Origin of the sequence: Aliinostoc sp. HNIBRCY26 (assembly GCF_050235535.1) — a bacterium.
Lineage (GTDB): Bacteria > Cyanobacteriota > Cyanobacteriia > Cyanobacteriales > Nostocaceae > Trichormus.
Window position 1 is genome coordinate 6,444,355 of the sequence record NZ_CP189852.1, and the last position, 14,372, is coordinate 6,458,726.

General features: G+C 41.0%; 15 protein-coding genes. 13 read left to right on the top strand and 2 right to left on the bottom strand.

The genetic code is table 11. From position 1 onward, the window contains the following. Window positions 1–37 precede the first annotated feature (37 nt). The 13 genes from ACQFX9_RS27160 to ACQFX9_RS27220 all read left to right on the top strand — a co-directional run bounded on the left by ACQFX9_RS27160 (window position 38) and on the right by ACQFX9_RS27220 (window position 13,424). Window positions 38–307, top strand: coding sequence for an acyl carrier protein (locus tag ACQFX9_RS27160; protein ID WP_236141201.1), 270 nt, complete (start codon window positions 38–40; stop codon window positions 305–307). Window positions 308–321: 14 nt separating this feature from the next. Then, window positions 322–1,191, top strand: a complete 870-nt coding sequence (locus ACQFX9_RS27165) for a class I SAM-dependent methyltransferase (protein ID WP_427159647.1) — start codon at window positions 322–324, stop codon at window positions 1,189–1,191. A gap of 27 nt (window positions 1,192–1,218) precedes the next feature. Next, window positions 1,219–2,454, top strand: coding sequence for a cytochrome P450 (locus tag ACQFX9_RS27170; RefSeq protein ID WP_427159648.1), 1,236 nt, complete (start codon window positions 1,219–1,221; stop codon window positions 2,452–2,454). A gap of 128 nt (window positions 2,455–2,582) precedes the next feature. Beyond that, entirely contained in the window at window positions 2,583–4,295 is a 1,713-nt protein-coding gene (locus tag ACQFX9_RS27175) for a fatty acyl-AMP ligase (RefSeq protein WP_427159649.1), read from the top strand. Between the two features lie 19 nt (window positions 4,296–4,314). Next, window positions 4,315–5,343 (top strand): acyl-CoA desaturase, encoded by a 1,029-nt coding sequence (locus ACQFX9_RS27180; RefSeq protein ID WP_427159650.1) that lies wholly within the window; start codon window positions 4,315–4,317, stop codon window positions 5,341–5,343. A 158-nt stretch (window positions 5,344–5,501) separates the two neighbouring features. Continuing rightward, the gene (locus tag ACQFX9_RS27185; RefSeq protein WP_427159651.1) at window positions 5,502–5,960 is read left to right on the top strand and encodes a PaaI family thioesterase; all 459 of its coding nucleotides are present in this window, start codon (window positions 5,502–5,504) and stop codon (window positions 5,958–5,960) included. A gap of 162 nt (window positions 5,961–6,122) precedes the next feature. Further along, window positions 6,123–7,016 (top strand): alpha/beta fold hydrolase, encoded by an 894-nt coding sequence (locus ACQFX9_RS27190; RefSeq protein WP_427159652.1) that lies wholly within the window; start codon window positions 6,123–6,125, stop codon window positions 7,014–7,016. 193 nt (window positions 7,017–7,209) lie between these two features. Then, on the top strand, window positions 7,210–7,857 hold the full coding sequence (locus ACQFX9_RS27195) for a PEP-CTERM sorting domain-containing protein (protein ID WP_427159653.1): 648 nt from the start codon (window positions 7,210–7,212) through the stop codon (window positions 7,855–7,857). Window positions 7,858–7,924: 67 nt separating this feature from the next. Continuing rightward, on the top strand, window positions 7,925–8,317 hold the full coding sequence (locus tag ACQFX9_RS27200; protein ID WP_427159654.1) for an MAPEG family protein: 393 nt from the start codon (window positions 7,925–7,927) through the stop codon (window positions 8,315–8,317). Between the two features lie 218 nt (window positions 8,318–8,535). Next, on the top strand, window positions 8,536–9,321 hold the full coding sequence (locus ACQFX9_RS27205) for an HAD family hydrolase (RefSeq protein WP_427159655.1): 786 nt from the start codon (window positions 8,536–8,538) through the stop codon (window positions 9,319–9,321). Between the two features lie 149 nt (window positions 9,322–9,470). Beyond that, window positions 9,471–10,790 carry a DNA double-strand break repair nuclease NurA gene (locus tag ACQFX9_RS27210; RefSeq protein WP_427159656.1) on the top strand — a complete coding sequence of 440 codons (1,320 nt, stop codon included), beginning with the start codon at window positions 9,471–9,473 and terminating at the stop codon, window positions 10,788–10,790. Window positions 10,791–11,063: 273 nt separating this feature from the next. Beyond that, entirely contained in the window at window positions 11,064–12,005 is a 942-nt protein-coding gene (locus ACQFX9_RS27215; protein ID WP_427159657.1) for a 1-aminocyclopropane-1-carboxylate deaminase/D-cysteine desulfhydrase, read from the top strand. Window positions 12,006–12,347: 342 nt separating this feature from the next. Then, window positions 12,348–13,424, top strand: coding sequence for a glycosyltransferase family 1 protein (locus ACQFX9_RS27220; protein ID WP_427159658.1), 1,077 nt, complete (start codon window positions 12,348–12,350; stop codon window positions 13,422–13,424). A 40-nt stretch (window positions 13,425–13,464) separates the two neighbouring features. Here the strand turns inward: ACQFX9_RS27220 and ACQFX9_RS27225 are convergent, their stop codons facing one another. Beyond that, window positions 13,465–13,725: a hypothetical protein gene (locus tag ACQFX9_RS27225; protein ID WP_103137098.1), complete on the bottom strand. Its 261-nt coding sequence runs from the start codon at window positions 13,723–13,725 to the stop codon at window positions 13,465–13,467. Window positions 13,726–13,848: 123 nt separating this feature from the next. Then, window positions 13,849–14,310 carry an AAA family ATPase gene (locus ACQFX9_RS27230; RefSeq protein WP_427159659.1) on the bottom strand — a complete coding sequence of 154 codons (462 nt, stop codon included), beginning with the start codon at window positions 14,308–14,310 and terminating at the stop codon, window positions 13,849–13,851. Window positions 14,311–14,372: the final 62 nt, after the last annotated feature.

The following is a 14,372-nucleotide window of genomic DNA, read 5'->3' on the forward strand; positions in this document are numbered from 1 at the left end:
ATCAACACTATTTGCACTGTAAATCAAGGAGTATGTCATGAAAACTCAACAACAAATCAGCCAATGGATCAAAGCCTACTTAGCAGATATTCTCGAAGTCGAGTCAGATGAGATTGATGAGAACTATGAATTTGAAAGATTTGGACTTAATTCTTCAGCCGCAGTATCCCTCGTGGGAGATTTAGAAGAATGGTTAGGCTTTGAACTCAGTCCGGCTTTGTTTTTTGAGTTCAATACAATTGCTCAAGTGTCTGCTCATCTAGCCGAAATGACACAAACAGAAAACTCTCTAGAAAATGCTGCTTAGGAGTGTGGAACAAAATGGTAGCAAGTATCAGCAACCGTGGCGGTAGTGCCGCAGCCATCCAGCACCACTACGATGTCAGCAACGAATTTTACAAGCTTTGGCTAGATTCTAGTTTGACCTACTCTTCTGGTTTATGGGATAGCCCTACGTTGGATGATGACCTAGAAGCAGCCCAAAATAGAAAAATTGATTGGCATCTGCAAGCTTCAGGCGCAACGACCGGCAAAAGACTACTAGATATTGGCTGTGGATGGGGTGCATTAATGCAACGTCATATCCACTCAAATCCCCAGAATCAAGCTACAGGTTTGACCTTAAGCCACAATCAATATCTACACATCCGCACTCTCAATAGCCCTCAGATCCAAGTCTGCGAAGAAAGTTGGATTGTCCATCAGCCAACAGCCCCCTATGATGCGATCGTCTCTATTGGTGCTTTTGAACATTTTGCCCAACCAGAAGCCTCATCAGACGAAAAAATCAGCGTTTATCGAGAGTTTTTCAGCCGTTGTCAACAGTGGTTAAAACCCAAAGGTAAACTATCCTTGCAAACGATCGCCTACGGTTCATTAAACGCTGAAGATAAAAACGTCTTCACCCAAACAGAGATTTTCCCTGACTCCGAATTACCTCGTCCTGGTGAGATTTTCATAGCCTCCGATGGTTTATTTGAAGTCAAAACCTACCGCAACGATCGCCTCCATTATGGCAAGACTTGCGATTTGTGGTTGAAGAACCTCCGCCGTCAAAAACCACTAGTTATAGAGCAATTTGGCGAAGAACTCTATCTGAAATACGAACAATATTTGAAGTTAGCGGTAGCAGGTTTTTACTTCGGACAAATCCTACTCCTGCGGTTTGAAATGCAATCCCTAGCTAAATAAAAATCTGACATCTGCTAATAAGGAGTCATGTCTGTGATTACTACCGCCCAATCGCCTGTTAAATTTAACCCTTTTGCACCAGGCTTCCGAGAAGATCCTTACACTACCTATAAACAACTGCGCCAACACAATCCGATTCACAATACCTTAGATATGTGGGTGATTACCAAATATCAAGATATTATCCAAGTGTTGAACTCCGATGCAGTAAGTGTTAACTACATTCCTCAATACGTAGTGCAACAAAAGGTTGGTGATATTCCTGGTTTAGTGGAATTAGGCAAAAAAGCGATCGTCTTTACTGACCCGCCAGATCATGGTCGCTTACGTCGCTTGGCAGGACAAGCTTTTAGTAACACTAACATTAATGCTCATACTGCCCATGTGCAACAGCTAATTACGGAATTAGTTACACCACAAATTCATTCAGAAAGTTTTGACTTTGCCCAGATTGCCCATCAAATACCCTTATATACTCTTTCCCATTTGTTGGGCGTTCCCCAGGAATATATCCAGCCTATCGATGAATATATTCATCGCGTGCGTTCTATCTTAGAACCGAGTTTGTTAACTAAAATGCGTATCCGACGCATTGAACAAGATTTACAATCATGCCTAGCTATTTTTCAAGAAATCATTGATTACCGTAAAACCCATCTCGGAGGAGATTTACTTAGTAAATTAATTCAGGCCAGAGTCGGAGAAGACCAACTCTCAGACAGTGAGTTAGGGATAGCCTGTGTGATGACTTATGTAGCTGGTCATGAAACTTCTAAAGGATTACTGACTAACGGGGTTCTAGCTTTTATTCAACATCCCGAACAGTGGCAGATTTTCCGCCAAGGTAAAGCTACCGCCAAACAAGTCATTAATGAAATTCTGCGCTTTGATCCACCCTTACAACAAACTGTACGTCTAGCAGTCAGCGACTTACAAATAGGCTCTGAAACTATTCACAAAGGTGAGAAAATGCTTCTGTGTTTGGCTTCCGCCAACCGAGATGAGGCGCAATTTGCAAATGCTGATACCTTTGATATCACGCGAGATGCAGCGACACAGATAGCTTTTGGGCATGGTATCCACAATTGTCTAGGACAGATGATTGCCCGACTAGAAGGACAGCTTTTATTTACTTACCTCTGTGAACAGGTACAGGAAATGAGATTGGCGACTGATAATTATCGTTGGCATCCAGAGGGTTTTATCACTCGTACCTTAACCAATTTACCGGTGACTTTTACCCCTGCTGATTCAACAATCTAGAGTCTAGAGTCATTCCTACTCAGATAAAAATTTCAATGGTTTTAGCCCTTTCACCTCTATCTATTTTGACAGCATAAGGGCTTTAACTACACACTATTTCCTTTCCCTGATTGTCAGGAAGAAAACCAATGAGTTCTCGTCATTTAAATAGTTTGATTGACAAATTGCTCTTGAGAGCAGAGAGCCAACCCCATCAACCCCTATACTACTTTCTCGATACTAGAGGTAGGGAATACGCTCATCTCACTTACGGTAGTTTATTAACAGCAGTTCAACAGCTAGGGACATGGTTGAGCGAAAAAACCACAAGCGGCGATCGCGTCGCCATTCAGTTACCCACTAGCCCTGAATTTGTCATTACGTTTTTCGCTTGTCTTTACACCAATCGCATTCCCGTTCCCCTGAGTTCACCCAACCGCAAACATAACTGCGAACACTATCAACGGATTTTTGCTGATTGTGGTGCTAGTTTAATCGTCACAGATACCAGCATCCGAGATTTATTTGAAAAAGAAGGTTTAAGCGCATCCCTTCCCCTCCAGATTTTTCCCTCTTTGGCAGATATAGAACCTCTGACTACCCCAGTCGACCGACAAAATAACGAAATTGGCTTTTTGCAATATACCTCTGGCTCTACCTCTTTTCCCAAAGGCGTGATAGTTAGTCATGAGAATATCATTGCTAACCAAAAAATGATTCAGCGCACCTTTGGTCACAGCAGTAACAGTGTCGGGTTGGCTTGGGTGCCTTTATTTCACGATATGGGACTAATTGGTAGTATCTTTCAGCCCTTATATGTGGGATTTCCCTGTTATTTCATGTCTCCAGTGACTTTCTTGCAACGTCCGAAACTTTGGTTGAAAACCATCTCAGATAAGCGAGTGACAACTACAGGGGGGCCAAATTTTGCCTATGATCTTTGTATTCAACGTGTCGATCCCTCATCGCTGGAAGGATTGTCTTTAACCTCTTGGGATGTAGCCTACAACGGGGCTGAACATATCAAACTGCAAACCCTAGAAGAGTTTACTCATACCTTTGCTCCCTACGGCTTTAAAAAATCTGCCTTTTTACCTTGTTATGGTTTGGCAGAAGCTACCTTAATTGTGAGTGGCACGAATAAATTTGCAGAACCTTTGGCTTTGACTATCCCTTGTAGCGGCGATGAAGTCTTAGATGCCGATGCGTCCCCGCAACAGGGTAATACCCGCACTGTAGTCAGTAATGGTGAGGTGATGCCAGAACTATGCTTACGCATCATCAATCCGCAAACTCTCAAAGAATGTCCTTCTCATCACATCGGAGAAATTTGGATTGCTGGGCCGAGTATTACACGCGGTTATTGGCAACAACCTGAGAAAAACCAAGAAACATTCGTTTATCGGGATGGCTTGAACTTTTTACGGACAGGAGATTTAGGTTTTCTGGATTCTCAACAGCGACTTTATATTACGGGGCGACTTAAAGATTTGATTGTCATTGACGGGAAAAACTATTATCCCCAAGATATTGAGGAAACTGTGAAACTGTCTCACCCCGCTTTTACGGAAGTCAATTGTGCAGCCTTCTCGATTGCTGGAACTTACTCCCAAAAACTGGTGGTGGTGAGTGAAGTTGTCCGCCAATTCGCACAGCAAGTTGATTGCTATGCAGAGGAGATAAAACAAGCTGTTCGGACTGCTGTTTATAACCATTATCAACTAACGGTACATGATACCGTCCTATTAGCGTCAAATACTATACCCAGAACAACCAGTGGCAAAATTCAACGACAGCGTACTAAGTTGCTGTATCTGTTGCAACAACTGGAAACTCTCGAAACAGTCAAGGAAAGTATCTAAAGAGTAATCGGTAAAATATATGACCATGCAGCAAATAAGCTATTTAAGTGACATCCCAGAGCAGTATTCTGTTACAGAAGTCACAGAAGTTTCCCCAGCTACAGAAATAGACGATCGCTATCCTCAATATCAAGCCCTGTCTGGGGTGAGAAAATGGATCAGATATGCGTGGTATCCCATTATCGATATGATCAGTGTCATGGGAACAATAGCTGCGATCGCTTCTTTTGAGCGTCAAGGCATCAGTTGGATTGATTTGGGAATTTTGCTATTCATGTTTAACTTTGTGGGTTTAGCCGGAGAAGCGGGAATGCACCGACTCTTCGCCCACAAAAGCTATAAAGTCATCAAACCATTACGGATTCTCTTGGCCGTTGCTGGTTCCATGACGGGTGAATCACCCATTCTTGAGTATGTAGCCTATCATCGTCGGCATCACATCTATGCAGACCAACAAGGTGATCCCCACACTCCCTATCACATTGATGCAGAACAGCCTTTATCTAGGATGAGAAATATTTGGCATTCCTTTTTTGGCTGGAAATATAACTCTAAAACCAACCAAATGGCTGCACCCGAAAAATATGCCAAGGATTTACTTGCTGAACCAGCAATGGTCATCATCAATAACTCTTTCTATGGCATTGTTTTAGCATCTTTTGTTTTACCAGCTTTGCTAGGGTTTTTCTTGACTGGGACTGCTGCTGGCGCGTGGACTGCTTTTCTGTGGGGGGGATGTTTTCGATTCTTAGTGATGACTCTCATGGGAGATTTAATTATTCGCGCCGGGTGTCATCTCTTTGGAACTCGCCCCTTTATTGATCAAGCTAATAGTCACAGTGGTAACATTTGGTTTCTAGCGATTCCTTCTTTGGGACTAGCATGGCATAACAATCATCATGCTTTTCCTGGTTCAGCCCTCCTCAACATTGATTGGTGGCAAATAGATCCTAGTGGTTCATTTATTAGCCTGTTGGAAAAACTTGGTTGGGCTACAAATGTCAAGCGACCAACTCCCGAACAGGTAAAGGCGAAACGGTTGAATTAATCCCGAAATCTTTCAGATAAAAAGTATACAACGGTGCGTCAAGCTACATCAGGAAACTATTCATACTGACGCACTCTACAGAAAAAACAAGCGGGAATCATTGATTTTTTGGTGTTCCCAAAATAAGCGATCGCACAACATCAGGACTTTCTTACATTATGGATACTACAGTCAAAACCGAAAAACTGACCAAACCTGTGGCGAAAATCAGGACTCCTGCTAACATCATCTCACTAAGAGAAGCCATTAAAACCTCTCCCTTTACAGTCTGGATGAACACAGAAATTACTGCTTGTGAAGATGGCTTTGCTGAATTAATTGTCTCGATGCGAGAGGAATTAAAACAACATAATGGTTTTACCCACGGAGCTGTAATTGGCTTTTTAATTGATAGTGCCTGTTGTTGGGCAGCAGCATCTAAGGTTGGTGATGTGGTCACTGCTGAATACAAACTAAACTTTATCGCTCCTGCGGTTGGGGAAAAATTGATTGCTAGAGGTTATGTAATTAAATCGACTTTTAGCCAAGTAATCACCAGGGCTGATGTCTTTTCTGTGAAAGGAACTAAAGAAAATCTAGTGGCTACAGGTTTAGCTACTGTCACTCCCTACGGCTGATTTGAGAAATTCATTGTGGGAAGAAGGGAACAGGGAACAGTGAAAAAGTTGTGTAATTAATTCTGCTTGGTTACTGAAATTCAATTTCTTTGCTGCTCCCTTGCTTCTTTCCTAACTGTTGATGAGACTCACATTATCTACTCAAAAACAACTTGATTGAATATGTTTGCAGCCTTATTGGATACGGTGTTACCTACTTTCAGAAGTTCCTCGATTATTCACAGTCCTGCTAGTCGTTCTCGGCCTAATATTCAATTTATGGATATGGGTACAACGTGGATACGCTATTGCATTACTGGCGAGAATAAACCCCCTATTGTACTCAACACAGACCCACCCTTAACCATCGAATCTTATGATCAGACAATAGCTGAACTTTCTCGCCATTTCACAGTGATTGTCTTTGAAATCCCAGGGTTTGGATTTTCTTTTCCTAAGAAATTCGGTTTTCGGTATGATTTTGACTTTATTACAACTGTCTTGGTGGAATTTCTCAACCGCCTCAATTTAGCACCATACATATTAAGTTTTCCTTGTCTTTTGGGATTTTGTGCCATCAAAATCGCTAATTTGCACCCTGAATTAGTTTCTCACATGGTTCTCAACCAAATTCCCACTTGGCAAGGTGCTTTGGAGTGGAAGAAAGGAAGAGATCCTCAAGGTATTCTCTCTACGCCTTTTGTGGGTCAAATAGCTTTACATTTATTAAAAGAAAAGCGTTGTAGTGGATGGTTTGACCTGGTAATTGCAGAATCTCAAACAGCACAAAAATTAACAAAAATTGCACTGGAGTCTTACAAGTTGGGAGCGCGCTTTTCTTTGGCTTCATGCTTTCAATTTTACTTGCAAGAACAGCAACCGGATTTAGAACCAGTTAAACAACCCAGCTTGATTATTTGGGGAGAATGTGATGGTTCTCATGCACACACTGATAAAAGTCTGACGCGTCAGTTAACTCTTGATTCTCAAGAAGTCTATATTCAAAAAGCGGGTCACTCTCCTGAAGTGGAAGCCCCGCAAATTTTCGCTGCATCAGTTAAGAGTTTGATTAGTTAAAGCTGGTTGCTTTACGAGGGTTTTGCACCCATTCGCTAAAATCAAAATTATCAAATTACTCAGAGCAATGTGATGAGATTTATGAACAGAAAACCAAAAGTGTGTTTCGACGATTTTGGGTTGCTATATACTCATTAAATCTAGCAAAATTATCACTTCTCAAGCAAAAAATTAATTCAAGTAATAGGTTAATATGTCCGCCAGAAAAACTATTTGCTGTCTTGCTTCAGTAACTTTAGTATTTGCTGTACTGTCTAAATCTGCGTCAGCCGCTACTATTAAACAGACTTTTTCTGATTTTCATGGCACTTTTGATTCAGTTAATTTACCAATTGGTGGAAGAGAAATCCCTACAGGGGTAATTTCTGCCAGCCAAAATCCAAATTTACCCAGTGTAGTTACCTTTGACACTGACACTAAACAAACTACTTTTAATCTCAACTTTTTACTTGATTTTCCACTTTTGAAGGCTTTGGGACTACCATCTGTTCCTATTGCTCCTTTTGAGACAGGTTCATATAGGGTTGATGGAAAAGATTTAATAGCTGATGTGACAGGTCAAGGAATAGTCAGTGGTTCTTCTCCTTTTGCGGGAATACAGACGTTTTTTCAAGTGCGATGGAGAGTTACAAGTCCTCTAAATACCTCTATTTTTCTGGGACAAATTGAATCAGAAGTTGTGAGAATTTGTCCACCGTCGAGTCAGTGTGTTCAAACTACTGGTACAGGTAAAGCCACTATTGGTTCGGCTTCTATTCCTGAACCTGGAACAATAGCAGGAATTATTGCTGTTGGTGCAACGGGTTTCTGGATGAAACGTAGATGGCAACTATCTTATTAAACCAATTCGCAATGGATAACTTCCATTGTGAATTAGTATCAATTTTTTGATTTGTTGGGATTGTTATATGTCACCTTTAGTTAGTCTGATCACTGCTTTAGCACTGCTGTTGTACTTGGGTTTAACAATTAATGTCAGTAGATATAGAGTCAAGTACAATGTACCTGCTCCTCAAATGACGGGAAATCCAAACTTTGAAAGAGTGCTGCGAGTCCAACAAAACACCCTAGAACAGTTAGTGTTATTTTTACCTGGGTTATGGTTATTTTCTGTTTACGTTAGTCCATCTTGGGGAACAGGAATTGGTGTAGTTTGGTTGATAGGAAGAATCGCATACGCTTGGGGATATTATCAAGCTCCTAAGAAGCGGGTTATTGGTTTTGGTGTCAGTTCTATCAGCAGCTTAGTCTTACTCTTAGGTTCGCTGATTGGCATTCTGCTTTCTTCTTTTCAGTCATAAGCTTGCGCTCTTGCGGCTTGCAGACTGTAGCATCTGGCGTGGGATTGAGGAAGGTAAGGGACTTCTAAGTAAAAAATATACAATCGCTTTGGGAATCAGGGGAAGCATGGGGGAAAGGTTCTTCTGATTTCCAACTTTTACTGATTGATACATCTAACTACAGAAAATATTCATTGTAATTAGTTAAGCTGACAACAGCAGTTTTACCCCTCAGAACCATGACAGCAAGCAGTCCAAAAATTTTAGCTTTAGACTTTGATGGTGTGATTTGTGATGGACTTATTGAATATTTTGAGGTAGCGTGGCGCGCTTACTGTCAAATTTGGTCGCCTGCTAACGATACACCGCCGGATGATTTAGCTTTGAGATTCTATCGTCTCCGACCTGTGATTGAAACGGGTTGGGAAATGCCAGTTTTAATCAAAGCGTTGATTGATGATGTGTCCGAAGACAAGATTCTTCAGGAATGGACAAACATCACTCCACAGATTTTGTTAGCTGACAAGCTACTGGCAAAAGAAGTTGCAATTAAATTAGATAGCCTGCGGGATGAATGGATAGCTACAGACTTAGATGGCTGGCTGAGTCTACATAGATTTTATCCTGGGGTGATAGAAAGACTGAAATTAGCGATCGCCACTCAGGTGAATGTATATATTGTTTCTACCAAAGAAGGACGATTTATACAGCAGTTATTGCAACGGGAAGGTGTAGAGTTACCACCCAGCGCGATTTTCGGCAAAGAAGTGAAGCGTCCCAAATACGAAACTTTACGCGAATTAATGACAGCAGTTGATATACAACCTGATAACTTATGGTTTATTGAAGATAGACTCAAAACCTTAGAGTTAGTTCAACAACAAACAGACTTAAAACAGGTCAAGCTTTTCCTCGCCGATTGGGGTTATAATACCCAACCAGAAAGAAAAGCTGCCCAAAACAATCAAGGAATTAAACTACTATCCCTGTCTCAATTTGCTAAGGATTTTGCTGGGTGGATCTAGATTGGGGACTGGGGACTGGGGATTGGGTACAAGGTAGATAAGGTAGACAAGGTAGACAAGGTAGAATTTATTTCCCAACTCACTACTCAGCACCGGCTAAACGCCGCGCTACCGCCAACACAACTCAGCACTCATCACTCACAACTCCTATGCTTGATTTAACGAAATTAGCGCGACAAATGCAGGGTTTAAGTCAGCATCTTTCCCAAGAGGCTGTGGCTAGTCGTCAACGGTTAGAGTTGGCACAACAGCATTTTCAAAAAGCGATTGAGTCTCAACAAGAGGTGATTGCACTCCAGGAAAAATGGCGCGATCGCATTCTCTTTGCTAGTGCTACACCCCTTGAGCCGTTAAATACTTGCATAGATATTCCCACCCCTCCCAAGGTACACACTGTTATTGCTACTGATGGTTCACAAATCGCCCCTAACCATCACGAAATAGCTTACTGTTATCTCTTAAATATCGGTCGGGTAGTCCTTCACTACGGACAAAATCGCTATCCGATTATGGATAGTTTACCAGAGGTATTTTACCGCCCAGAAGATTTATATATGTCCCGACAATGGGGAATTAAAACTGAGGATTGGATGAGTTATCGCCGCACTGCATCGGAAGCGATGGTGTTGGCGGAGTTGGCGAAGGGACTGGGGAGTGCGTGGGGGGCAAGAGGCAGGGGGGCAGGGGGCAGGGGAGCAGGGGAAGCAGGCATGGCAGGGGAAGAAAAATCTAATTCTCAATTTCCCAATCCCCAATCCTCAATCCCCAATCCCCAATACCCAGTCCCCAGTCCCCAATCCCCAATCCCTACCCTCGCAATGGTAGATGGTTCATTAATTTACTGGTTTTTGGAACAATTACCGACTGATGCACGCGATCGCATCTTACCTCCGATTCTGGAAGCTTGGCAGCAAATGCGGGATGTACAGATTCCTTTGATGGGTTATTTGAGTGCTTCTCGGAATGTGGAAGGGGTGAATTTTTTACGGTTGTTGGCTTGTCCCCATCCTGCACCAGATTGTGTCAGTTACTGTCCTAATCAGTTAGAAAAAGTCCCTTGTAAAGTTTTTGAACCTCTGCGCGACACTGCTTTATGGACAACGCAACTAAAACCAGGGCAACGGGGGCCTTTGTGGCGTAGCAATAACCGTATTCTAGAATTGTACGGGGATCAAACTATCTATTTTTGTTATGTTCATGTCGGGACAGAAATAGCGAGGATAGAAATTCCGTCATGGGTAGCAGAAAATACAGATATGCTTAACCAAGCTTTGGGGTTGATGCTAGCACAAGTACAAAAAGGCTATGGTTATCCAGTAGCGATCGCAGAAGCCCATAATCAAGCTGTAGTTAGAGGTGGCGATCGTAGTCGTTTCTTTGCGTTGTTAGAGAAACAAATGATTAAAGCTGGCTTGAAAAATGTCGGTACTTCTTACAAAGAAGCGAGAAAACGCGGGAGCATTGCTTAGTAATGAGTGTTGAGTGCTGAGTAATGAGTGCTGAGTTGTGAGTTGTGAGTAATGAGTAATGAGTAATGAGTAATGAGTATGGACTGTTGACTAATGACTGTTGACTAATGACTAAGGGAACACCAAAAAATAAATTATCCCAAATAAACAGCTTAGTAGGGTGCGTCAGTGCGAGAAAACCTAACTATACCAAGAGATTATTCATACTGACGCACCCTACAGTTTGGATATTTTTTTATCTGGAAGTCCCTAATGACTAATGACTAATGACTAATGACTTTGAACCTAATTCAACCGCCGACGCAAAAAATTAACAGCGAAATTTTTACTCGTGCTGGAGTGGAACTATCTGTACTACGCCTGGATTTAATGCACCCGTTGGTAAATGGTAATAAGTGGTTCAAATTAAAATACAACCTGTTAACAGCTAACGCACAAAATTACACCACAATTCTGACTTTTGGTGGGGCTTATTCTAACCACATCTACGCCACTGCTGCTGCTGGAAATCTGTTAGGTTTTCGCACTATCGGCGTGATTCGTGGTGAAGAAAGACTACCCCTCAACCCCACTTTAAGTTTTGCTGTTGAACAAGGAATGCAGTTAGTGTACATTGACCGAGAAACTTACCGCCAACGCCATACCCCAGAACTACAACAACGCTTACGTCAGCGTTTTGGCGAAGTATTCATCATTCCTGAAGGCGGCTGTAACCTTGATGGTGTGCGCGGATGTACAGAAATACTTTCTGAAGTTACTGCAAGATTTGATACGGTTTGTGTAGCTTGTGGAACAGCGACAACCTTGGCGGGATTAACTTTAGCTTTAAAACCAAAACAGCGATCGCTTGGTTTTCCTGTATTAAAAAATGGTGACTTTCTTAGACAAGACATCACCAACTTACTAACACAATACCACGTCTCTGGTCTTCCCATCCCATCCACCACCCCCGCATCATGGGAATTAGTCTGCGATTACCATTTTGGAGGTTATGCCAAGGTTAATGATGAGCTGTTCTCATTCAGTGACGAGTTTACCCGCACCCACGGTATACCCATAGATTACGTATATACCGCGAAAATGTTTTATGGCGTGATAGATATGATACAAAAAGGGTGTTTTGTAGGCGATCGCCTGCTTTTAATCCATACAGGCGGCTTACAGGGAAATACAGGTATGACAGCACGGTTAAATAAGTCAGGTCAATTGGGGTAGATAATTTGCTTAAGACTAGATTCATTTACTATTAAATTCTACGCAAAAATAAAATGAATCAATTCAATTTAGTCTTGGTGAAACATTTCATCAAGTAACAGCTAGATATCATTTGCTCACAAAACCAAGTCCTGACAAAGACATAACATTGCCTAATTAATCTCGGCTTTATAACTAGATTCTAATGTCTACATGGTTAATTCATTTTGTCGCATATCTTGAACTATAAGTTAATTTTATTATTAAAGTCTCACTCATCTGAGTATAAGCAATGATAAACTCTTAAAAAGTAAATATTTCTACTTCATTCCACTTACTGACGTTGCTGTAAGATATCTCATAATGCAAACCAATAAAATATTTGCTAACAATTACTATATTTACCTTAAGCAAGAAGAAGAATTAATTTCCTGGGATATTTATGATCCTAATCCGGATAATTGCGGCTTTGTTGCTTATTTTGGTAAAGTCCTTCAGGTAGTAGAAAAAAACTTACAAAAAACAGGTATTACATTTTACGTAACAATGACAGAAATCCATGATTTACCATCATATGGAGACAATGTTGTTGTTTTCATAATAGGAGATGAGTCGTGCCATATTCCACGTTATACACATAAGGTAGGTGCTATTTTTAAATGCTACGGTATAAAGCCAATACTTGGATGTAATCCCTTACTTAATCCTTCTTATCTCAACATATTAACTACAATTAAATTCCTGAAAAACTTTGCTATTCGTTTACCTCAAATAATAAATTATGAGTTTTATAAGTTGACGAAATTGATATCTAAGAATGGAAAGATTAGTCCAATTTTTGACATTCCTTTGGGTTACTATAATTCAGAAGAACTACCACTAAAAAATATACAAGATCGTCTTTATGATATTTATTTTGCAGGGAGTGTATTACACACTAAGTATCCAATATGGTCAATGCAATTTTGGTTGAGAACTCCAAAAACTATTTCTCGACAAAATATGCTAGAAGCTTTAAGTAAATTTAAGGGTAAAAAACCAAATTGCACAGTAGAAGTTTCAGTTACAGAAGCTTTCGGTAGTAGCAATGGCAGTGCAGAGTCTATTAGCTATAATCAGAAAATGATGAATACAAAAATATGTCTTGCCCCTAGAGGAACTTCCTTTGAGACATATCGATTTTTTGAAGCTATCAAATATGGTTGTATAGTTATCACAGAAGCCTTACCTCCACGGTGGTTTTACGACGGTTCTCCTGCTATTCAAATAAAAGATTGGCGACATCTAGACAAAATACTAGAAAATTTGCTCTCTGACCCAAAATATATGGAAGAAATGCACCAAAAATCTTTGAATTGGTGGCAGACAAAATGCTCAGAAGCCGTGGTTGGTGAATATATATCCCAACAATTAAACCATTGTTTAGCAAAATCGGCGTAAGCCCCCAACTATAAAACTTTCCTTCGTTGGGGATATAAGCTCAAGCGTGTAGGTTAGCTTGTTCTTGTAACCAAGGATCTACAGGTTGTCCATCCTTGCGGCGTAACTCAATTTCCACCACCATCACTTCCTTTGAACCAGGAGGAGCAGGTTTTTGATGGAATAGAATATCGTAATCTAAAGGATTTTGATTACGTTCCTTCAACCATTCTTGGACTTTAGTAATTGCAAAGAATGATTGTCCTTGCTCAAACATCCGCGTAATCTGCATTTGCAGTGTATAAGGATTAATTCGGCTCATAATTTAGTACCTTTTGGTCAATAGTCAATAGTCAATAGTCAATAGTCAATAGTCAACAGTCATGACTCATGACTCATTACTTCTACCTTGTCTCCTTTTTCCCAATGCCCAATTCCCCATTCCCTACACCCATAGTTTAACAATCTCACTTAGCCCTTCTGCTAAACTAGGGGGTGCATCACGCAGTTGGCGGTGCATTCGTAAGATTACTTCTTCTGGAACTTGGCGAAGACGTTTTTTGTTACGTGCTAAACATAGCCAAACTGGAGTTTGCACCCATATTCCTCTAATGTAGGTAAAGCCCATATCATGAGCAAGAGTAATGATTTCCCGACGATGGGATCTTTGGGCATTAGTGGCATCAAATATAACATCTCTTTCTTTCGCGATCGCCTGTTGTAATTGTTGTTCAATTTCCCGCCATATTAGCAACCAAGACCCTTGAATTGATTCTGCGCCAAATAATTGCCCCCTGATGGCATCTGTAGAAATCAGTTGCATCTGGGGGCATTCTGTGATTAATTTTTGTGCCAAAGTTGACTTACCACTACCAGGAAGACCAATTAGCAACTGTAGTTTAGTCATTTAGTCAAGAGTCCATAGTTAACAGTCAACGGTTCATAGTCAAAATCTTAACTAATGACTAA

Coding starts and splice junctions, on each gene's coding strand:
- ACQFX9_RS27160 (WP_236141201.1), top strand. CDS start 38: ATGAAAACTCAACAACAAATCAGCCAATGGATCAAAGCCTACTTAGCA.
- ACQFX9_RS27165 (WP_427159647.1), top strand. CDS start 322: ATGGTAGCAAGTATCAGCAACCGTGGCGGTAGTGCCGCAGCCATCCAG.
- ACQFX9_RS27170 (WP_427159648.1), top strand. CDS start 1,219: ATGTCTGTGATTACTACCGCCCAATCGCCTGTTAAATTTAACCCTTTT.
- ACQFX9_RS27175 (WP_427159649.1), top strand. CDS start 2,583: ATGAGTTCTCGTCATTTAAATAGTTTGATTGACAAATTGCTCTTGAGA.
- ACQFX9_RS27180 (WP_427159650.1), top strand. CDS start 4,315: ATGACCATGCAGCAAATAAGCTATTTAAGTGACATCCCAGAGCAGTAT.
- ACQFX9_RS27185 (WP_427159651.1), top strand. CDS start 5,502: ATGGATACTACAGTCAAAACCGAAAAACTGACCAAACCTGTGGCGAAA.
- ACQFX9_RS27190 (WP_427159652.1), top strand. CDS start 6,123: ATGTTTGCAGCCTTATTGGATACGGTGTTACCTACTTTCAGAAGTTCC.
- ACQFX9_RS27195 (WP_427159653.1), top strand. CDS start 7,210: ATGTCCGCCAGAAAAACTATTTGCTGTCTTGCTTCAGTAACTTTAGTA.
- ACQFX9_RS27200 (WP_427159654.1), top strand. CDS start 7,925: ATGTCACCTTTAGTTAGTCTGATCACTGCTTTAGCACTGCTGTTGTAC.
- ACQFX9_RS27205 (WP_427159655.1), top strand. CDS start 8,536: ATGACAGCAAGCAGTCCAAAAATTTTAGCTTTAGACTTTGATGGTGTG.
- ACQFX9_RS27210 (WP_427159656.1), top strand. CDS start 9,471: ATGCTTGATTTAACGAAATTAGCGCGACAAATGCAGGGTTTAAGTCAG.
- ACQFX9_RS27215 (WP_427159657.1), top strand. CDS start 11,064: ATGACTTTGAACCTAATTCAACCGCCGACGCAAAAAATTAACAGCGAA.
- ACQFX9_RS27220 (WP_427159658.1), top strand. CDS start 12,348: ATGCAAACCAATAAAATATTTGCTAACAATTACTATATTTACCTTAAG.
- ACQFX9_RS27225 (WP_103137098.1), bottom strand. CDS start 13,725: ATGAGCCGAATTAATCCTTATACACTGCAAATGCAGATTACGCGGATG.
- ACQFX9_RS27230 (WP_427159659.1), bottom strand. CDS start 14,310: ATGACTAAACTACAGTTGCTAATTGGTCTTCCTGGTAGTGGTAAGTCA.